Below are 19,933 nucleotides of genomic sequence, written 5' to 3' on the forward strand. Positions count from 1 at the left end.
CGGCGATCCCTTGTGGGTTTCCCCGCCAAATCTGTTCGCGTCCAGATGCGGCGCGAACGGTCCTCATGAATGCGATTACAGTTCAGGAAGTCTCCCATGTCCGTCAGCACGCTCAGTCCAGGCCGCAGCATGGCAAAGCCAAAGCTGCTGAACGGCCGGCTCCTGCCCTATATGCTGCTTGCGCCCTCTCTGATCGTCACGCTGGTCATCGTCTTCTTCCCGATGGTTCAGGCGGTTCTCACCAGTTTCTACGACCTGGTGCTGTGGAAGCCCAACGCCACGAAATTCGTCGGGTTCGGCAATTACATCAAGCTCTTTCACGATCCGGTCTTCTGGACAGCTTTGTGGAACACGATCATCTGGATCGGGCTGACCGTGCCGCTGCAGATGCTGCTCGGCCTCGTGACCGCGCTGCTTCTCCAGCGCGAATTCCCCTGGCGAGGCCTAGCCCGCGCGCTGATCATCATTCCCTGGGCGCTGCCGAGCGTCGTCATCGCGCTGATGTGGCGCTGGATCTATGATCCGACGACGGGCGTGCTCAACGATATCCTGCTCTATTTCTCGATCGTGCACAGCGCCGTGCCCTGGCTGGCAGACCCGCATTACGCACTCTATTCGATCATCGCCACGCTGACCTGGCAGGGTTTTCCCTTCTTCGCAGTGATGATCCTTGCCGGCCTGCAAGGCATTCCGCGCAGCCAATATGAGGCGGCCTCGATCGACGGCGCGTCCACATGGCGGCAATTCCTGCATATCACCCTGCCGGGCATTGCGCCGGTGCTGGCAACGGCCGGGTTGCTGCGGGTCATCTGGGTGGCGAACTCGATGGATGTCATCTTCGTCATGACCGGCGGCGGCCCAGGTTACTCGACTCATACGCTGCCGCTCTACGCCTTTGTCCGGGCGCGGCAGAATGTTGATTTCGGCTATGGCACGACGATCGCGGTCACCTTCACCATTCTGCTCGGCGTGGTCGTCGCCTTCTATCTCGCCCGAACCATGCGGGAGGTCGAAAGATGAAAAAGCAAAACACGCTTCGCCGTATGCTAATCACGGACCTGCCGGTCTTCATCATCCTCATCATCGCCATGGCGCCTTTCGTTTGGATGATCCTGACCTCGCTCACGCCGACGGCAGTCCTCAGTGCCACGGGCGTCTCGCTAACGCCGGCCGGCTGGAGTTTCGACAACTATACCAGGCTGTTTGCCCAGACATCCTTCCTCGGCAATATGCTCGACAGTCTCATTATCGCTGTCGGTACCGTCGTGATCGGCCTTATCGTCTCGGTGACTGCAGCCTACGCCTTCTCGCGGTTTCGTTTCATCGGCCGCAAGCTGCTGATGCTGCAATTCCTGCTGATCAACATGTTTCCTGTCGTGCTGCTCATCCTACCGCTCTTTATCATGATGCGCAAAGCCGGCATCCTCGATACGCATATCGGGCTGATCCTTGCCAATTCCACCGTCGCCATTCCTTTCGCGGTCTGGATGCTGACGAGCTATATTTCGGCCATCCCGAAAAGTCTGGACGAGGCGGCGATGATGGATGGCTGCTCGCGGCTGGCAGCGCTCTGGCGTGTCGTGCTGCCGCTCACCATGCCCGGCATCGTCTCGACCGGCATCTATATCTTCATCACCGCCTGGAACGAATATCTCTACGCGCTCACCCTTGGCGGCCGCAACGTGCGCCCCGTGACGGTGGCGATCCAGACGCTCATCGGCGAATACCAGATTGAATGGGGCCTGCTTGCTGCCGGCGCCGTCGTCGGGGCCCTGCCTGCCACTGCACTTTTCCTTCTCGTCCAACGCCGGCTGATCGGCGGCCTCACCCAGGGCGCGGTGAAGGGCTGATGTCACAGAAAGAGGAATGATCATGAACCCCGTCGGGTTGATATCGATGCAATATGCAAGGCCCTTCACGGCCGAGCACTTCCCGCTGTTTCGCCGCATGCGCGACCTTGGCTATGACTTCGTCGAGCTGCTGGTGCCGGAGCCGGGAGAACTGGACCTCGCCGAGACGAAACAGGCGCTCGACGATGCCGGCCTTGGCGTCGTCCTTGCCGCCCGCGTCAATCTCCAGCGCAATCTCTCGTCTGCGGAGGCCGAAGCCTATCGCGCCGGAATAGACTATCTGAAATATGCGGCCGACTGCGCCGCAGTCCTTGGCGCCAAGATCGTCGGCGGCCCGTTGACCGGCAACCCCCTGGTCTTTGCCGGCCGGCCGCCGCAGCCTGTCGCCGAAGATGAACGTATTGCGCGCAAGGAGCGCTGCGTCAACGGCCTGAAAGAGGCCGGCGATCATGCGCAGAAGGCCGGCATTCTTCTCGCCGTCGAACCGCTCAACCGTTTCGAAAGTGATGTGCTCTGCACCACGCAACAGGCGATGGAGCTCCTTGACGCCGTCGACCATCCCGCCGTTCAGCTGATGCTCGACACCTTCCACATGCACATGGAAGAGGCCTCGATTGCCGAAGCGATCCGGCTCGGCGGCAAGCGCGTCGTGCATTTCCAGGCCAACGAAAATCACCGCGGCTTTCCCGGAACCGGCGCTACCGACTGGGTGGACGTTTGCCGCGCCCTGCACGAGATCGGCTATCAGGGTCCGGTTTCGCTGGAGCCGTTCCGCCGCAACGACGACCGCTTCGGCGTGCCTTTCGCCCAGTGGCGCGCGCCGCATGAAGACGAGAGCGAGAGGCTGGCGGCAAGTGCGGCCTTCATCAAATCCCATCTCACACTGACGGAATATCGCCGATGACATTGAAGATTGGTTGGATCGGGTGCGGCATCCATGCGACCCAGATGCTTCTCCCGCAGCTCGTCCGCCACGATGTCGAGCTCGTGGCGCTCTGCGACATCGATGCCAAGCGCCTGGCGTCCGCCGGCCGACAGTTCGGCGTTTCGACCCTGAGTACGGACGCGAACGAGCTGATCAAGACGCCTGGCATCGATGCCGTCGGCATGGCCGTCGGTCCGGATCAACATCTGGCCTTTGGCAAGGCGGCACTGGAACGCGGCCTTCCCGTCTTCATGGAAAAGCCGCCATCCGGCAGCGCCGCCGGCGCCCGCGAATTGCAGGCTGCCTCGGAAAAATCAGGCAAGCCACTTCTTCTCGGCTTCATGAAACGCTATTCGGCCGGCAACAAGATTGCCGCCAATATCGTCCGCTCGGGCCGCTTCGGCGATGTGCTCGGTCTGACCGGTTATTATATGACGGCACCCGGCTATTTCGTCGGCAATGTCGATTATACCGGCTTCTTCCTGCACCATTGCGTCCATTACATGGACCTCGTCTCCTTCCTGGTTTCGCCGGTGACGAAACTGACCGCACGAAAAGTAGAGAAAGAGCCGGGCAAGGTGCTCTTCCACATCAACTTCGATTTCCAATGCGGCGCGATCGGCACGATTGCCATGGGCACGATCCAGTCGCGTGGGGCGCCGGTGGAACGCATCGAGCTCATGGGCGACCATCAGCGCATCGAAGTCGATAACGTGATCGACATCAAATGGAACCGCAACCCGCCCTTCAAGGTCGACGACCCCGCAGCCACTCTCACCGACGCGATTGACAGCCTGACCTGGAAACCGAACTTCACCGCCGCAGCCAACGAGGATCCGAAGGGTTATTATTCGCTGCTGTCGGATGTCGTTCCCGCCCTTGGAGGTGCCACGACCGCAGCGCCCAGCATCCATGACGGCGTCATCGCCATGGAGCGGCTCGAGATGCTGAGAACCGAACTGGCGCTTTAGCAACCCGGGCTATTACATCTATTCGCTTATGCGTTTGCCATTCGTGGCGCCATCGATATGATCCACTCAGGTCGTGCATCTTGGCGCACGCAAAAAAAGGCCCGAGCTACGAGGCTCGGGCCAATGTCTAAGCCGCACAGCATGGGAGGAGAATGCGGCGGCCAGCTTGAGAGTACTTTGCGCATGGTTAATGGTTCGTTAAAGCGCTGCTCCAAGGTTGATCATGGAGACGCATTGGCCGCAGCCTGAGGCAGATCGCGGTCTCGGTCATCGTTATCATCGGCCCTCGTCGTGATAGCCTGATCTCCAACCACTTTACAGCCTGGCTTGTTCGACGTCGCTGGGGCGCAACGCTCTGCCGTCTGCCGCGACTATGGCGTCCATCTCCTGTGCAAGCGCATCGCCATCATCGACACCACGCAAGAGATGACCGGCTAGAGTATCAAAACGTCCGGCGGCGATGTCGGCAATCAAGAGTGCAGCCCGCGACAGTTCGATGTTGACGCCATCATCGAAAAGCTGCTGGATCCCGGCACTGGCCGCGATCCCGAAACCCGCCGCGTCAAATTTCTAAGCCGTGATGAGATGACAAGGCTTGCACTCCCTTATCCTATGGACCTTCTCTTTCGGCATGGAGTGTCGCGGATTTCCTGACTTTTGCTGTATGGCGGAAGCTGGTTCTTCATGTCAGTGAGAGAGGTCAGAAGATGTAGGGAAGATACTGGAATGTATGTTGGCCGGATTGTCGGAGCAGGTCGAAACCAGAGCGGAAAGCTCGCTGCTGCCTACCGGATTTCTAGGAGATCGTTCCCGAATCGCAGCGCCGAGAGGACAGGCACCAGTGTGAACATAGTTGTCAGGCCGGGAAGCGCTGACGCGATGTCCGATAGTCCATACATCGCTTATGAATGCCTAATATGGAGTGAGCGGTTTTCAGTCGTCAGCAACGGTACGCATACCCGGCCGATGTATGAAAGGTTGAAGGCCGGAAACAGCCCAAGGGACGCGATCGTCGGTGTTCTCGTGGGCCTCGATCGCGAGTTTGATCAGCATGACACGCCAAGAATTTGTGGGTTGATTGACCTTGCCGAGGATAAACTATGGTTGGGAAGTGTCACCGCGAATAGCGTGGCAGTGATGCCTGTCGAGGTCACTGATGGTCAGATGGCGTATATCACCACATACGAATATCCGCTTCCGCACAGCACACAGACCGATATAGCGTTCAACGCGGCCGATGCAGGTGAGGTTTGCCGGCACGTCATCGGTGGCTCAGTATTTTCTGGGTTCGAGAGGCCTATCTGCGCGGCGGCGTGTGTGAACACAGGATCGGGCTTCGAGATCGCCGTGCTTGATACGGAGGCATGATTTCGATTGCGGCCCCAGCAGTTCCAAGGCGGCTGCTGGCGGATATCTCTGCTTGAGCTAATCTCTTCGGACTATGGGCAATTGTCGTTAGCGCTGTCGCAGCATTGCCAGGTTCTTCAAAACTGACGCCTGACCACCGTGTTATCCGATCCCGAGTAGCCGGATAGGCGACCCGCTTCTGACGCGAAAGGGCCGGTAGGGGTTCGGCCCGAAGCCGACATGTTCGGCGACGGCTACGCCTGAAATTCTCTGGAAAGTATGCCCATCATTAGGTCGTCATGCCACAAACCGTCTACGAAGGCAGTTTCTCGCTCCCGTCCCTCAATCACGAAGCCACACTTCTGGTAGGCCCTGATTGCTCGCTCATTGTAAGCAAGAACCCTTATGCCAATGCGGTGGAAATTCAACTCCGTGAAGGCGTGGTGCAAAAGCAGGCGGATTGCTTCGCTTCCATGTCCCTTTCCAAGCTGCATGGGATCATAGATTGCGATTGCCATTGATGCTCGGCGATCCTGCGCATGAATGCCGTGGAGTTTGATTTCTCCTATCAGCCGTCCCGCAAGTTCAATAATCCAAGCGTAAGGGTTGCTCGCGTGGCCGTGAGCCCACGCTTCAGCCGCATCCAATGTCATAGGTTTCGTGTCGGGATGGCTCACGCCGAACATCCTTACAATGTCGGAGTTGTTTCCCAGCGAAAATCGGGCTGCGGCATCGTCAGGGGAAGCGGGCCGTAGCCGCAAGCTTGGGCCTTCCAAGCAAGTCATCATTACCTCGATTGCGAACCGATCAATGCAGTTAGTCTAAATCAAACGAGGGCTGGTACAATGTCCGCTCATAACGTTTCCTGCCATAGTGCCGCCACAGAAATTCCGCCCAATCATGCTTGTATAACAAGTGGATGGCATAAAATGAGATTGCTGGCATTCCTCGCTGCGGCCCTTTTGCTGACGGTCCTCAACGCTCAAGCCCAGGTCTACGAGCCGTACGACGGCTACGACGGCTACGACGATTACTATTATGACGATCCATATAGCCCCTATCCGCCACCTCCCCCGTACTATGAGCCAACGCCTCGATACCAGGAACCCTCGCGTGAGCGCAGGCAACGGGCGACACCGAGCGCACGGGGGATGATCGTGATCGCGACACGCGACCATACGCTTGTCTACACGACGGCATGGGGTGAACAGTTTGTCTACCCGATCGCCGTCGGCCGCGAAGGCAAACAATGGTACGGGTCGACGCGAGTTGTATCCAAGCGCGAGCATCCCGAATGGCGGCCAACTGCAAGCATGCGACAGAAAAATCCAAGGTTGCCAGCCGTCGTAGGGCCAGGCCCCTCAAATCCGCTCGGTACCCGAGCGATCTATCTTGCCGACGGACTGCTACGCATACATGGCACCAACGATCCCTCCTCTATTGGCACAAACGCGTCGAGCGGTTGCTTTCGGATGTATCGCGAAGACGTCGAGGAGCTTTACGAGATGGTGCAGCCGGGGACCCAGGTGATCGTCCAGCGATAGTCGAATTTCGCTTGACCGAACTGTCGGGGACTTGCCCCTGGCTTCGCAGATGTCATGCTTGGCAAGCGTCTGCCAATTCCGACATCGTCTTCAAGGATCGAAATGTCTCTGGCCGTGGCCGCGTGGCTTTTCGAACTCCACCCGTAGAATTTCGAGGATTTCCTCCCTGGAGTGGCCCTAGGAGCGCAAGTCTACGATCCGCGCGACAGAGCCCCGATCGTCTGGAGAAATCTTCAGCTCATTGCATGGTGATGTCACGTTGTTGGTGGCTTAACGGTTGATGACTAAGCCGTGGCGTATGAACTCATCGATGTCAGCTACAAGAGCCACCGTTTTCCTCCGCAGATCATTGCCCATGCGGTTTGGCTTTTCCGGTTCCCGTTGAGCTTGAGGCTGGTCGAGGAGATGCTTCTGGAACGTGGCATCGTCGTCTCTTACGAAACGACCCGTCGATGGGGCCGCAAGTTCGGGGCGGCCTACTTAAAGCAGCTGCGAAGAAAGAAGTCGTCGCGAAAGGATATCTGGCATCTGGACGAGGTGGTGATTTCCATTGGCGGCAGAAACACTGGCTTTGGCGAGCCGTCGATCGGGACGGCTACGTTCTCGACGAAATCGTACAGGCTCGCCGCGACACGAGGGCTGCCAAGCGATTACTGGTCAGGCTGTTGAAGAAGCAAGGCCTTGCACCAAAGCGGATCGTCACCGACAAACTCCGCTCATATGGAGCGGCAAAGCGGGATGTGATGCCGACAGTCGAGCATCGATCGCACAAGGGGCTGAACAATCGGGCGGAAAATTCCCATCTGCCTCTGCGAAAACGGGAACGCGTGATGCAGGGCTTCCGATCCATAGGTGGCCTGCAGCTATTTATGTCGGTGTTTTCAGCGGTCAGAAATCATTTCGTCCCTCCGCGCCAAAAGAACTCCGCCCTCGCCACTCACCTTCCTCGGATCCGCGCAATTCGGCGGCCATCGCCTATAGCAACCCTGAATAGCCCCGAGATTTGCAGACGCCTTCTTCATGAGCAAATCGAATTTCAGTGAAGAGTTTAAGCGTGACGCGGCGCGCCAGGTCACGGAGCGAGGCTATCCGGTTGCGGAGGTTTCGCAGCGTCTCGGCGTCAGCCGGCATTCTCATTACGAATGGAGGAAGAAGTTTGCTGCGTCGAACTCCAAGGGCAACGACGAGGGCGAGGAGGTCAGTCGGCTGAAGAAGGAACTGGCTCGCGTCACCGAGGAGCGAGACATCCTAAAAAAGCGATCGCGTATTTCGCCAGGGATGCAAAGTGAAGTGCGCGTTCATTGCCCTGCACCGCTTGCAGTTCTCGGTGCGGACGATGTGCCGCATTTTGCGGGTTCATCCCAGTGGATTTTACACCTAGCTGAAGAACCCGCTGAGCGGGCGGGCCAACGAGGACAAGCGACAGACCTTTCGTGGTTGGAGCCGTAGGGCACTTTTCGAGCAAAACTTCGATGGCTGGCCTTCCGAAGCCCATTGGAAAAGAAGTAGCGTTACTAAAACTGCAGCGAAGCGCTCACGAAAAATAGATCCCACATCATCGTGTCGGCTGTGCTATTTCGTTTCCAATCTACGGGCCATTGACTTCCAATTGTCATGCCCCATAGTTCCAGTCGTCAGAGAATCGGAAACAGGCATGTACGAGCGGTTCGTCGAGCATCGGGTGGTGGAAGCACTTTCGGACACGCCGGTGGTTCTGATCGTGGGACCACGCCGGGCGGGCAAGACAACGCTTGTCCGCAAGATGGCTGAGGCGGGGCGGAGCTATATCACGCTCGACGACCAGACGGTGCTCGACGCCGCGCAGTCCGATCCGGCCGGTTTCATTCGCGGTCTGGATCGCGCGATTATCGATGAGATTCAGCGCGCGCCCGATTTGCTTCTGGCGATCAAGAAAACGGTGGACGAGGACTATCGGCCCGGCCGCTTCCTCCTCACCGGCTCTGCCAATGTACTTACCTTGCCGCGAGTTGCAGACAGCTTGGCGGGTCGTATGGAAACCATTCGGATGCTGCCGCTTGCTCGCGCCGAAATAACAGGGCAGGCGCCGAGTTTCCTGGAGCATCTGTTTGCGGGGAAATTTCAAGGGGACCGTGAGGCGATTGTTGGTGACGACCTCATCCAACTCGCGCTGTTCGGAGGCTTTCCCGAGGCAATTAGCCGTGAGAGCGAACGGCGGCGGCAGGATTGGGCGCGGTCCTATCTGACGTCGGTTCTGACCCGCGACCTCAGAGATATCGCCGAGATTGAGAAGCTGACCGAACTGCCGAAATTCGTGCGGCTGCTCGCGGAGCATTCGGGACAATTGGTCAACTATTCGCAGCTCGGCTCCGGCATCAATGTCAGCCACAAGACGGGACAGCGCTATGTCGCGCTGCTGGAGCAGGTCTTTCTCGTCTCGACATTGCAGCCTTGGTACACGAACGCGCTGAAGCGGATCGCGAAGACGCCGAAGCTGCATTTCCTCGACTCCGGCCTCCTCGCCACGGCGCGCGGGTTGACCTTCGATCGGGTCAAGGCGGACCGCGGCGTATTTGGTGCGCTTCTCGAAAGCTTCGTGTTCGCCGAAGTCCTCAAGCTCATGAGTGCGTCCGACCTGCGGCTGACGCCATATCATTTTCGCGATCAGCAGATGCATGAGGTGGATATCGTCCTGGAACGTGACGACGGCATGATCGTGGGAATCGAGGTCAAGGCGTCAGCGACGGTGAAGTCCAGCGACTTTGCCGGACTGCGGACCTTGGCCGAAGCATGCAAGGACAGGTTCGCCTACGGCGTCGTGCTCTATGACAGCACCGATCTCGTGCCCTTCGGCGACGGATTGGCCGCAGCGCCACTGTCAGCTTTGTGGCGGTGAGGGCTGTACAACAATCGGCAAAATCGTCCCGCACAAGGCGCAGCCGAACCGTCGAACCTGCTTTGGGGTGGACCTGTCTGTCGCGGGAGGCGCTCGCGCGCTTGCAGTCTGGAAGGCATCGTAAACTTAAAGGGCACGAGGCGGTCGTAGCCCGCTTGCACCACGGCGGCTTACGCCCGAGCGATGTTCGCCCACAGGTTCATCGCCGCTGAACGCATTTCGCGATGATGGCTGGATGAGATGTCGTGGCGTGGTATATGGAATAGATTGGCCATCGCGACCCGAGCAGGGGAATAGAATACAACGGCACGGTCTACATCATCGATGACGCCGATCATCACGTTTGGCGTGACATTGCCGAGGATCGGGTGCTTTCGTATGGAAGCCCGGGCGCTGATCAAGGCCGGCGAGATACTCTCGATCAACACTGTCGATCTCACCAACGCCTATAGCGCCATCGAGGCCGGCACGGGCATGACGGTGTCCGGCACCGGCACGCTGACGAATCTTGGCTTGCAACTGAAGCGCACGGTGTCGCTGAACTGTGACCGGGCCGCGGGTTGCCTGTATTATCCCACCTTCGTGGCGCAAGAGTGGATGGAGCGGCATACCGGCGAGACCGGCGGCAACGGCGATGGCTAACTGGTCACGACCACGAACCCAACCCGTTTGGCAGGCGCGATGCCTCAGGCAGCACGCTCGAGAGCGTGACGGCGATCGGCAGCGTTGCCGCGACTATCCGGTCGAGAGGAACGCTTGCCATCAGCGGCTTTGCCGCCGTCAACAACACTGCCGCCGGTGGTTCGATCGCTGGTCAGGCGACGATCAGTGCACCGGTAACTCAGAGCAGCCCGCTCACTGCCCTTAACGGCATGACGGCCGGTGGCGCGCTGTTCACGGTCAATGCCGCCCTTGGCAGCGTCGGGAACAACGGCAGCCTTACGGCTTCGCTCGGCAATCTCTCCCAGATGCCGCAAGCCACCTGGGTGAAGTTGGCAGCGTTTGCCAAACCGCAATCGGGCGGCATCGGCGGCACGATCCCGGGCCAGGCCTTCATCTTCGAGAGCCGAGCTGGGTTCCTCGACGTTTCGACATTCTACGGTTCGAGCTATTTTATAAAGCGCATCGGCTACCAGCCGGAAACCACCGTCCCCTTCCTCGGTGACGCCTATTTCGACAACCAGTTGATCGATACCCAGCTGCGCCAGCTCGTCGGCGATGGACTCGGCAAGGGCTCCTTCATTCCCGGCAACAACGCCACCGAACAGATGAAGACGCTCCTCGACAACGGTGTCGCCTATCTGCAAGAGAACGGCATTACCTTCGGTCAGGCGCTGACGCCCGAGCAGGCAGCCAATCTCAAGCAGTCGATCGTCGTCTACCAGCCGCAGATCGTCGACGGCGTCACGGTGTTGGCGCCGGTCGTCTATCTCTCTGTCGCTGATCGCGCCGGGATCAAGGCCTCCGGCGCCACCATCGCCGGCAACAGCGTCGACATGAACGTCGGCGACCTCACCAATTCTGGCGCCATCGCCGCAGCCGGCGGCCTTACCATCGTCGCTAACTCGATCAAAGCGACGGGTGCGTTTCTGTCCGGCGGCAACATGAACCTCAATGCCGCCAACGGCATTACGCTTGCCGCCCAGACGATGTCGATCGGCGGCCAGACGTATGTTTCCGGCAATGGCGGTGTGAAGTCAGGCGGCGACCTCAAGCTTGCCGGGGGCGCCGGCGACCTGGCCCTCCTGGGCACGACCGCCACGGCCGGTGGCAATGTCGCCCTGAGCACGAACGGCAACATCAACATCGCCGCGATCGGCAACACGACGACCAGGACGAAGCGTGACCGACGCAGCAAGACAACCATTGTCGAGACGACGGCGACCGGCTCCCAGATCACTGCGGGAGGCTCGATCGCAGCTGACGCAGGCGGCAATCTCACTGTCGTCGGCAGCAACCTTTCCGCAGCCGGAACCGTTGGCCTCAAGGCGACCGGCGACGTGACGATCGCCGAAGCGGTCGAGACCACAACGACCGACTACAGCTACAAGAAGAAGGGCGGCCTGTTCGGCGGCGGCAAGAAGAAGACCAGCCATGCGCAGACTGAAACGCTGGTTGGATCTTCGGTCAACGGCGGAACAGGCGTGTCGATCACATCTGGCGGCGACACCGTCGTTTCCGCCTCGAAGGTGACCGCCGGGGATGAGGTCAAGAAGGCAGATATCAATGTGAGTGCCGGTGGCGATCTGCTGATCGCGTCGGCCACGGAAACGACCGAGATCGATCAGTCCTCCTCGAGCAAGGGCTTCCTGTCCAAGCAGAGCTCGAAGCTCCACAGCTATGACGAGGCGACGGTTGCCTCCGAGCTTTCCGCGTCCGGCAACGTCACCCTGAAGGCCGGTGACAACGCGGTCATCGCGGGCTCGAGGGTTACGGCAGGCGGCAGTCTCGGCGTCGAAGGCGACAGCGTCTCCGTCATCGGCGCCGAAGAGCAGCACGAGCTCGAAAGCAGCAAGAAGAAATCCGGCCTGTTCGCTGGGTCCGGCGGTGGCTTCATCTCGCTCTGGGGTAAGGAGCAGAAGGACAAGAGCCAGGCCTCAGAGCTCAATGTCGCCTCAGCGCTGACCGGCGGCACGGACGCAAACTGGCACTAACTGGCGCCGTGAAGCAAGAAGTTCTTAACGCTGCCATGGCCGTGCTTTCTGCAGCCGTCACTCAGAAAGTCGTGCAGGCCGCCGCAGCACAGGGTGAGGCAAATGGTGCGATCAGACCGCCTGCAGTCAATCCGACACCCCAGCAGCTGGCGAGCGCGGAGCGGCTAGGAGTCGATCCTCGGTGGATAAAGCCGAATGGCGAAATACTCTGGCCTCCCAATGACGGTTTCTCGGGGGGGGCCAAAAAATTCTACTCTTGCAACAGGGACTTTAATTGACCGCTATGGAAAGACCACCGGCAATTTTCTCGCACCAGTGGGAACACCGTTCGAGCAACGTTCATTGCCTGCTATTTCGGCGAGCGATACCTACACGACTTATATCGTCGTGAAACCACTTCCGGTACAAGCAGGACCGGCAGCTTCGTGGTTTGGACAGCCGGGCGGCGGACTGCAATTCAAGACCGAAATGGCCGTGCAGGACTTAATAGACGGCGGTTTCATTGAAAGATACCCGAGGTAAAATTATGTCGACAAAAGAAGATGTCGAGAGCGCTTTCCGAGATGCTGCAAGAAAAATAGGTCTTCCGATAACGCAAGATAAGCTACAATTCCAAGATGATGGCATGGCTACGCCATATATCGATCTAAAAGATAACGGAGAAATCTCTTATGTAGTCAAAGAACGCGGCGTTGAACTGACGAGAAAACAATGCGTGTCAATCGACGTTGCATTGTATTACCTGTTCTCGTGGATAACCCATGACTTAGCCTCTGACTACACTGCGAGCCACGATAAATTGGGCATGGATTCCAGACGACTTTTGTTTAAGGAGCAACTTAGATTATTGAAACGCGCGTCAAATGAATGGAAGGTTAGAAGAGAAGCAGAGATAGGAGAGATATTGCGCAAGGCTCCTTATCGAGATGAGTCCCTTTGATTAATACCCTTTGACGAAATCGGTGCAGTTGGAAGTGGTTCGGCATGCAAGTCAGGCGAGCCGGGAAATAGCTCGAGTGGTGTCAATCGCGGGGACAGACCACGGTGGTCGTAAAAATCCGACGAGCTTTGTTGCGGACGTAAAGTATCCCCACGCAATGTCATTCCGTCGATTTGATGGGATCCGGCAGGTGCGTCTCAAGGTGAATGTCGCGCCGAAGAGCCCACTCTGACAAATAGGTAATAGCATTTGATGGCGGAGGCGCCATGTTGGGCGGTTTAGGGCATGGATAGATCAGAGGATATGCCTTCGCTGCGACGACCGGCCAAGAAGGAAACCTATGAGGTATGTCGAAAAATCGACGAAGTTGTTCGGGTTTCGTTTGGCCTTTCCATCGGAGCGGCGCCAGATGCGCCTGCGGCAGAGATCAAGGAACCACTGCAAAGGTTCGCGCCTCTGTCGCTGGTTTCTCAAATCAGACTGACTCGGAGGTCATTGATCACAGCGGCAAGGCCAGTCGCGCCTATCAAGGGCACGATCCGTACCGGATCGAGTTTCGAGACGGCGCGTCCGAATACCGCGATGTTCGTGTGTCCGTTGAGCCGTGAAGGATAGATGATGCCGTCCGGTAGGGATTTGTGTTCGTGGAATGCCAACGACCACGCGCGCGCCAAGCTTTCGCGCGAGGATTTGGCCACGTCCGTCGGAACTCCCATTCTGACAGCGTGATCATCGCGCAGGTCGACAAGTCGAAGTTCTTCTGTCGTTTCGATCTCGGCGAACCGCCGTGCATGAATTTCGTTCGCCTCACGCATGCTTCATGCTGCACGACTGTAACTAGGACTGCTGCAATCTGCGTTGTCAATGAAAATGCGCTATTATTGGAATCGAGACCGGGAACCGCCGCTGCAACGCTACCGGAGGATATTATTAGGTAGATGCATGTGATGCGGGGCGCAACTATTGAAGTGACGCCAAAATCGAGCTCGGTACTCAAACTTAGAACGTCATGATCGGATGATAAAGATATCTAATTACCTCATAGCTGTAACAGTATGTGTTTTCACGGCTTTTGCGGTTTCTCCAGCGAAGGCGGATAATAATGCGTGGGATAGAGAGACGTTTGAACATTACTCCTCAGTTCTACGAAAATCGCCCGAGGTACATGAGCGTTTGATTCTTGCATGCGCGAAGAACCAGAGGGCCGCGGAAGACGGCGGAGTAAATGCAGAGTTGGAGCGCAGTAGTGGTTTAATCGCCTCGAAGGCTGCCGAGGAAATCTGCCGACGTATGATTAAAGGCATCGCTTCGGGCGCCGTGACCTACGAGGTATATCGACAATGGGTCGATACCCCTGCCGACAAAGCGGTGGTCTTTCCCGACTACAAGTGATCTCGCATGCGCCACTCAACCCAGATCAAGGGACTGGGATCATGCCGGCGAGCACGAAAAGAGACACGCCCTACGACACATAGCTGTGATGGCAATCGAGTCCGCAGGACTCCTGTTAGGGAAAACTTCTTCGCTCGATCTGGCAGCACTGCGCTTGTGCTGTAGCTGAACCAAGAGATTTTGAAGCTTCCTAAAAAGCGGCAAGCTATCGAAAAACGCGCGAGATCTGGAAGAATCGACTCATACTGCGCGCCGAGATGATAGAGGTCATTGCGGAAGCTGTGCATGATCGTAATCGTCCTGGACTGTTCGTCCTTTGCGTCACTCCTCCCTGAATGCACGCGCGACCTGGTCCATGAACGGCTTCGTCAGATAGGCAAGCGCCGTACGTTCGCCTGTCTGGATGAACGCCTCGACCGGCATGCCGGGCAGTGGTGTTACCTCCCCCAGCCGTTGCCATTCCCCATCGGAAACCTTGGCGCGCACGACATAGTAGCTGAGGCCCGAGCGCTGGTCGGAGGTCAGGTCAGCCGCTACGCTTGTGACGACCCCATTGATTTCCGGCGTGTTGCGCTGGCTGAACGCAGAAAACCGCAGATGCACCGCCTGGCCGATGCTGACCTGATCGATATCGGTCGGCGAAAGCTTGACTTCGGCCACCAGCGCATCGCGATCCGGGACGATCTGCATGATTGCTTCACCAGGCGCAATGACGGCGCCGGGTGCGTGGACGGCAAGCTGGTGGACGATACCAGCTTGTGGTGCGCGAATATCGATACGATGCAGTTCATCCTCAGCGGCGACCAGGCGCTCGGAAAACTCGCCGATGTCGCTTTCGGCCTGCCGCAATTGGTCGGAAACCTCGCTGCGCTGATCATCGTCGATCTGGATGATCTGGAGCTCTGTTTCAGTGACCTTGCCCTTGGTCTGCGCCTCATTGGCAACCAGGCTTCCGAGTTCCCCGGTAAGGCTCGCTGCCTCGCGTTGCAAAGCATAGACCCTGTTTGCAGGAACCAGCCCCTGGTCAAACAGGCGCTGCAGGCTCGAAAGTTCCTTTTCGATCAACGCGATTTCCTGGCGCTTGCCACGCTCCTGCGCCGAAAGGCCTTCGCTTTCCTGCTTCAGCTGCTCGATACGCTCGCGCAACTGCGCCTTACGGCTCATGCGCGAGGATCGACGGTCGGCAAAGAGCCGCTTTTCCCCTTCGATCGAGCGATTGATGTCAGGGTCTGCTGCTTTCGCGAGGAGTCCCTGCGAGAATTGTACGGCGTCCAGACCGTCTCTCTCGGATTCAAGCCTCGCCGTCCGAGTGGTAAGCTCATTGAGGCGCTTCCTGACGATCGCGAGATTGGCGCGCGTCTGAGTGTCGTCCAGGTGTATGAGGATTTGGCCAGCTTCAACGGTATCACCGTTCTTGACGAAGAGACCGCCGACCGTGCCGCCTTTCTGGTGCTGGACCGGCTTCACATAGCTATCGACCACGACGGTGCCGGCTGCAATGACAGCGCCTGAGAGATGCGTGGTCGCTGCAAGGCCACCCATGACCCCGCCGAGCAAGACGACGACGCTGAGTGCGGCAATCGTCAACCTGCGGACGGCGCGCTCGGCCGATGGTGCTCCGGTCTCCGTCACGATCCTGTCTCCTCGCCGCCGATCAGCAGGCGAACGGGCTGCGGAGCCGGCTTCGATGGTTTCGTGGTCTTGCTTAGCACCTCGTCCTTCGGCCCGAAGGCCTGCATCTGCCCATTGCCCATGACAAGGAGCTTGTCGACGGCGATGAGCGCACTCGGCCGGTGGGCGATCACGAGCGCGATGCCTCCCCTGGCGCGGACGCCGGAAATCGCCTGCGTCAGGGCTGCTTCCCCTTCGGCATCCAGGTTGGAATTCGGCTCGTCCAGAACCACCAGGAACGGCTTGCCGTAGAGCGCGCGTGCCAGCGCAACGCGTTGCCTTTGTCCGGCAGACAGTGCAGAACCATGTTCGCCGACCTTGGTGTCGAAACCTTCGGGAAGCTGCACGATCATGTCGTAAACGCCCGCAGCTCTTGCGGCCTCGATGATGGCTTCCGACCTGGCTTCAGGGTCGAAACGGGCAATGTTTTGCGAGATCGAGCCGTCAAATAGCGAGACGTCCTGCGGCAGGTAGCCGAGGTGCCGACCCAGTTCGTGCGGGTCCCATTGCGAGAGCATCGCCTCGTCCAGCCTGACCGCGCCGCTGAGCGGTAGCCAGAGGCCGGTAACAGCACGGGCGAGCGTGGACTTTCCCGAAGCGCTTGGACCGATGATCCCCACGGCTTCCCCCGCCGAGACCTTGAAGGAAACACCGCGAACGATCGGGTTTCGACTTCCCGGAGCAGCGACATGCAGGCCTTCCACGACGAGACTTGCCCGCGGTGGCGGCAGGGTTACCTCGCGTTGTTCGGTCGCCATCAGCGTCATCAGTTTTGTCAGGCGCGCCCAGCTCTGCCGCGCCGCTACGAAGCCCTTCCACTGGCCGATAGCGAGTTCGACCGGGGCGAGTGCCCGGCTGACCAGGATCGAGCTTGCGATCATAATCCCGCCCGTTGCCTGCTGGTTAATCACGAGATAGGCACCGACCGCAAGAACACCCGACTGCAGCATCATGCGCAGGATCTTCGACGCCGTTCCAAGCCCCCCGGTCACGGCGCTGGCGGCGACGTGATTTGCGAGATAACGCCGGTTGAGATCGGTCCAGCGCTGCCCGATGAAATGCCCGAAGCCCATCGCCAGCACGGCTTCCGAATTGCGCTTGGTGGCTTCGGCAAGGTTGATGCGCTCGGCAGCAAGCTTGGCCGCCTCCTTTGCCGGAGCGCGTGACCGGATTTCGGTGAGCGCCGTCAGCCCGATGAGCAAAAGCGCGCCTGCCAGTGCGGTCATGCCGATCCAGAAGTGAAACAGGAAACAAAGCCCGAGGTAGAATGGCATCCAGGGCATGTCAAAAAGGGCCGTCGGCCCCTGCCCCGACAAGAAACCACGCACGGTATCAAGATCGCGCACGCATTGCAGTCCATCGCCCGGCATCTGCATGCGCGATGGCAACAGGATAAGGGAACGATAGACGCGGTCGCCGAGACGCTCGTCGACCGCCGTTCCTACCCTAACGAGCAGCATCGACCGGATCAATTCGAGCACGCCTTGAAACAGGAAGAGCGTGGCGGCGATGATACCGAGCCCAGCGAGGGTCGGCAGGCTGCGGCCTGGAATCACTCGGTCGTAGACCTGCAACATGAAGAACGAACCTGTCAGAGCCAGGATGTTGATGACGCAGCTCGTCAGCCCGACGCCGAGGAAGGCTTTACGGAGCGACGAGAGAACCGCCACAAGAAAGACCTGTGGCGGTTGTTCTGGGTTATTGCTCAAGTCGAATGCCTTTCATCACGCTGCGGTGGTGAAGCGGAAATCGTCTTGATGCAGGCTTGTCAGCGCGACGTTCTTCAGCGTGATCGACGTGTTGGCATCATGGGTGATCACCGTGTCTGCTCCGACCTGTGTGGCGGCCGCCAGCACGAACGCGAAGTCGGCAAAGAGATCGTTGCCGATGTCCAAAACATCCAAGGAACCCGCCCCGGCGGCAAAGTCGGTCACCGTGTCCTTGCCGAAGCCTGCCTTGAACACGAAGACATCGTCGCCCGCCCCGCCCGTAAGCGTGTCATTGCCGATATAGCCCTCCAACTGATTGGCTTCCGCATTGCCGATGAGGATGTCGTTTCCGGTTCCGCCGATCAATGCCTCGATCGACGCCATGGTCTCGGTGGTGCCACTCGAGAGCGCCTTGCCCTGCTGAAGGTCCAATGTCCAGGCGGCTGTCGAATAACTAAAGTTGCCCGTATCGAACCCATCCCCGCCCTCGAAGCTGTCGAGACCGGTACCGCCAACCAATGTGTCATTGCCATTGCCGCCATGAAGCGTATCGTCGCCGTCGCCACCAATCAGGATGTCGTTGCCGTCGTAGCCGGAGATCACATCGTTCCCAGCGCCGCCGTCCAGCCTGTTGTCGGCGGACGACCCGCGGATGTCATTGACACCTGAGCCCCCCACCACGTTCTCGATGTTAAGGATCTGCTCGGTGGTGTTATCGGAGAACGTGACAAGGCCTGCAGAAAGATCGATCGTGTGGCTGGCGGCCGTGTAGTAGGTGAAGTCGAGCGTATCAATGCCGTTGCCGCCATCGAAGCTATCCGCGCCCGAATTGCCGATCAAGAGATCGTCGCCGTCGCCGCCAAGATGGATGTCGTCGCCATTGCCGCCGTTGAGCGTGTCGTTTCCGGCTCCGCCATAAAGTGTGTCGTTGCCGGTGGTACCGGTCAGCGTGTCGTTGCCGGCTGTGCCGCGGATCCACGACGCAGCCTGGATCTGCGTACGATTCCAAACCGTGCCATCGGCAAACTCGATCCGCTCCAGGCCCCAGTTGCCGGTCGTGGACGTAAGCTGCTCGTCGAGAGTGATGACCGCCCCCGTCTGATTGACCGTGATAAGCGTATGGACCCCTGACCGGCTGAATGTGACGTCACCGGCATTTAGATCGCTGAAGCGCAGGACGTCGACATCAACCGTCGAGCTTGACTGGTCGTCGATATAGTCGCTGCCGTCACCCTTGGCATAGAGGTAGATATCGCTACCCGCCCCGCTGTTGAACCGGTCGTCGCCGGTCCCGCCGGTGAAGGTGTCGCCGTCCGGAGTACCAGCGAGCGTGTCGTTGCCCGTAGTCCCGTAGATCGCAACCAGGCCCCTGAGCGCCGTATCGAGCGCGCCGGCCGCCCCACCCAGAACCTCGCCATCCTTGAAGATGATCGATTCCACGCCGCCAGCAAGGTTGAACTGGTTCTTGAGGGTGATCGTCTCACCCGTCGAAAGGACGCGGACGATCACGTCGTTGGCAGCCGATCCTGTCCGTTCGAACCGGACATCGCTCCGCAGAAGATCGTCAAGGCGCAAGACGTCACTGTCGGTTCCCGACGTCACCTCGTCGATGACGTCGTTGCCGTTGCCCTTGAGGTAGATGTAGGTGTCGTTGCCCGTGCCGCCCGCTAGGGTGTCGTTGCCGAGACCAGCGCGGACCTCATCAGCTCCCGAGGAACCCGTGACGGTCTCGTTGCCCGGGGTCCCGCCAACGTAAGCGATATGCGTCAGCATGTTCGCTCGATTCCAAGTCGAACCGTCGGCAAAGACGATGGTGTCAACGCCCTGGCCATAAGCATCGATGAGGGTGCCGACGAGCTTGACCGACCCGCCGTCGCCAGCTCCAGGAGCGCTTTCGGTGATCACCAGCGTAACGTCGTTGCCATTGCGAACCATGCTGATATCGGCGGGATTGATGTCGGTGAACACCAGCCTGTCGCTGCCGTTCCAGGCGTCCTCGGTGATCGTGTCGTTGCCGTCGCCGCGGGCATAGACATAGGTGTCGTCACCAGCGCC

Annotated in this window: 18 protein-coding genes and 3 pseudogenes; 14 read left to right on the plus strand and 7 right to left on the minus strand. The window is 59.0% G+C overall.

What is annotated here, in order from left to right; genetic code table 11:
- Positions 1 to 96: 96 nt before the first annotated feature.
- Genes J2X71_RS36065 through J2X71_RS36080 form a run of 4 tightly spaced genes read left to right on the plus strand, consistent with a single transcriptional unit; the run spans position 97 to position 3,746 of the window.
- Positions 97 to 1,020 (plus strand): sugar ABC transporter permease, encoded by a 924-nt coding sequence (locus J2X71_RS36065; protein ID WP_310390101.1) that lies wholly within the window; start codon positions 97 to 99, stop codon positions 1,018 to 1,020.
- On the plus strand, positions 1,017 to 1,850 hold the full coding sequence (locus J2X71_RS36070; protein WP_310390103.1) for a carbohydrate ABC transporter permease: 834 nt from the start codon (positions 1,017 to 1,019) through the stop codon (positions 1,848 to 1,850). Before J2X71_RS36065 ends, J2X71_RS36070 begins: the two co-directional genes overlap by 4 nt.
- Positions 1,851 to 1,872: 22 nt before the next feature.
- Complete coding sequence (locus J2X71_RS36075) at positions 1,873 to 2,754, plus strand: sugar phosphate isomerase/epimerase family protein (protein ID WP_310390148.1); 882 nt, start codon at positions 1,873 to 1,875, stop codon at positions 2,752 to 2,754.
- Complete coding sequence (locus J2X71_RS36080; RefSeq protein ID WP_310390105.1) at positions 2,751 to 3,746, plus strand: Gfo/Idh/MocA family oxidoreductase; 996 nt, start codon at positions 2,751 to 2,753, stop codon at positions 3,744 to 3,746. The genes J2X71_RS36075 and J2X71_RS36080 overlap by 4 nt, the downstream gene beginning before the upstream one ends.
- Before the next feature lie 315 nt (positions 3,747 to 4,061).
- On the opposite strand, the gene J2X71_RS36085 is transcribed toward J2X71_RS36080, so the two are convergent.
- Complete coding sequence (locus tag J2X71_RS36085) at positions 4,062 to 4,220, minus strand: hypothetical protein (RefSeq protein ID WP_310390107.1); 159 nt, start codon at positions 4,218 to 4,220, stop codon at positions 4,062 to 4,064.
- A 252-nt stretch (positions 4,221 to 4,472) separates the two neighbouring features.
- On the opposite strand from J2X71_RS36085, the gene J2X71_RS36090 reads away from it, so the two are divergent.
- Complete coding sequence (locus J2X71_RS36090; protein ID WP_310390150.1) at positions 4,473 to 5,114, plus strand: IMP cyclohydrolase; 642 nt, start codon at positions 4,473 to 4,475, stop codon at positions 5,112 to 5,114.
- Between the two features lie 233 nt (positions 5,115 to 5,347).
- Here J2X71_RS36090 and J2X71_RS36095 read toward each other — a convergent pair whose 3' ends face one another.
- Complete coding sequence (locus J2X71_RS36095; protein ID WP_310390109.1) at positions 5,348 to 5,881, minus strand: GNAT family protein; 534 nt, start codon at positions 5,879 to 5,881, stop codon at positions 5,348 to 5,350.
- Positions 5,882 to 6,022: 141 nt separating this feature from the next.
- On the opposite strand from J2X71_RS36095, the gene J2X71_RS36100 reads away from it, so the two are divergent.
- The 4 genes and pseudogenes from J2X71_RS36100 to J2X71_RS36115 all read left to right on the plus strand — a co-directional run bounded on the left by J2X71_RS36100 (position 6,023) and on the right by J2X71_RS36115 (position 9,512).
- Positions 6,023 to 6,637, plus strand: coding sequence for a L,D-transpeptidase (locus J2X71_RS36100; RefSeq protein ID WP_310390110.1), 615 nt, complete (start codon positions 6,023 to 6,025; stop codon positions 6,635 to 6,637).
- 251 nt (positions 6,638 to 6,888) lie between these two features.
- A pseudogene (locus J2X71_RS36105) lies at positions 6,889 to 7,680 on the plus strand (IS6 family transposase).
- Positions 7,658 to 8,015, plus strand: a pseudogene (locus J2X71_RS36110) (transposase); the annotation flags it as partial. The pseudogenes J2X71_RS36105 and J2X71_RS36110, both read left to right, overlap by 23 nt.
- 276 nt (positions 8,016 to 8,291) lie before the next feature.
- On the plus strand, positions 8,292 to 9,512 hold the full coding sequence (locus J2X71_RS36115) for an ATP-binding protein (protein WP_310390112.1): 1,221 nt from the start codon (positions 8,292 to 8,294) through the stop codon (positions 9,510 to 9,512).
- Positions 9,513 to 9,682: 170 nt separating this feature from the next.
- On the opposite strand, the pseudogene J2X71_RS36120 reads toward J2X71_RS36115, so the two are convergent.
- Positions 9,683 to 9,787: pseudogene (locus J2X71_RS36120) on the minus strand (IS6 family transposase); the annotation flags it as partial.
- Positions 9,788 to 9,836: 49 nt separating this feature from the next.
- On the opposite strand from J2X71_RS36120, the gene J2X71_RS36125 reads away from it, so the two are divergent.
- The 4 genes from J2X71_RS36125 to J2X71_RS36140 all read left to right on the plus strand — a co-directional run bounded on the left by J2X71_RS36125 (position 9,837) and on the right by J2X71_RS36140 (position 13,106).
- Positions 9,837 to 10,154, plus strand: coding sequence for a hypothetical protein (locus J2X71_RS36125; protein WP_310390114.1), 318 nt, complete (start codon positions 9,837 to 9,839; stop codon positions 10,152 to 10,154).
- A 65-nt stretch (positions 10,155 to 10,219) separates the two neighbouring features.
- Entirely contained in the window at positions 10,220 to 12,166 is a 1,947-nt protein-coding gene (locus tag J2X71_RS36130; RefSeq protein WP_310390116.1) for a hemagglutinin repeat-containing protein, read from the plus strand.
- Between the two features lie 195 nt (positions 12,167 to 12,361).
- Positions 12,362 to 12,688 carry a TNT domain-containing protein gene (locus J2X71_RS36135; RefSeq protein ID WP_310390118.1) on the plus strand — a complete coding sequence of 109 codons (327 nt, stop codon included), beginning with the start codon at positions 12,362 to 12,364 and terminating at the stop codon, positions 12,686 to 12,688.
- Positions 12,689 to 12,692: 4 nt separating this feature from the next.
- Entirely contained in the window at positions 12,693 to 13,106 is a 414-nt protein-coding gene (locus J2X71_RS36140) for an Imm63 family immunity protein (RefSeq protein ID WP_310390120.1), read from the plus strand.
- A 470-nt stretch (positions 13,107 to 13,576) separates the two neighbouring features.
- On the opposite strand, the gene J2X71_RS36145 is transcribed toward J2X71_RS36140, so the two are convergent.
- Entirely contained in the window at positions 13,577 to 13,921 is a 345-nt protein-coding gene (locus J2X71_RS36145; protein WP_310390122.1) for an RES family NAD+ phosphorylase, read from the minus strand.
- 202 nt (positions 13,922 to 14,123) lie between these two features.
- Here J2X71_RS36145 and J2X71_RS36150 point away from each other — a divergent pair, with 202 nt between their 5' ends.
- A complete protein-coding gene (locus J2X71_RS36150; RefSeq protein WP_310390124.1) occupies positions 14,124 to 14,498 on the plus strand; it encodes a hypothetical protein in 375 nt (124 codons plus the stop codon).
- 321 nt (positions 14,499 to 14,819) lie between these two features.
- Here J2X71_RS36150 and J2X71_RS36155 read toward each other — a convergent pair whose 3' ends face one another.
- The 3 genes from J2X71_RS36155 to J2X71_RS36165 all read right to left on the minus strand — a co-directional run.
- A complete protein-coding gene (locus J2X71_RS36155; protein ID WP_310390127.1) occupies positions 14,820 to 16,130 on the minus strand; it encodes an HlyD family type I secretion periplasmic adaptor subunit in 1,311 nt (436 codons plus the stop codon).
- On the minus strand, positions 16,127 to 17,878 hold the full coding sequence (locus J2X71_RS36160) for a type I secretion system permease/ATPase (RefSeq protein ID WP_310390129.1): 1,752 nt from the start codon (positions 17,876 to 17,878) through the stop codon (positions 16,127 to 16,129). The genes J2X71_RS36155 and J2X71_RS36160 overlap by 4 nt, the downstream gene beginning before the upstream one ends.
- 15 nt (positions 17,879 to 17,893) lie before the next feature.
- Positions 17,894 to 19,933 (minus strand): calcium-binding protein (locus J2X71_RS36165; protein WP_310390130.1); only part of this gene is annotated, 2,040 nt, incomplete at its 5' end.

It is taken from the genome of Rhizobium sp. 1399 (assembly GCF_031455475.1).
Classification (GTDB): domain Bacteria; phylum Pseudomonadota; class Alphaproteobacteria; order Rhizobiales; family Rhizobiaceae; genus Rhizobium.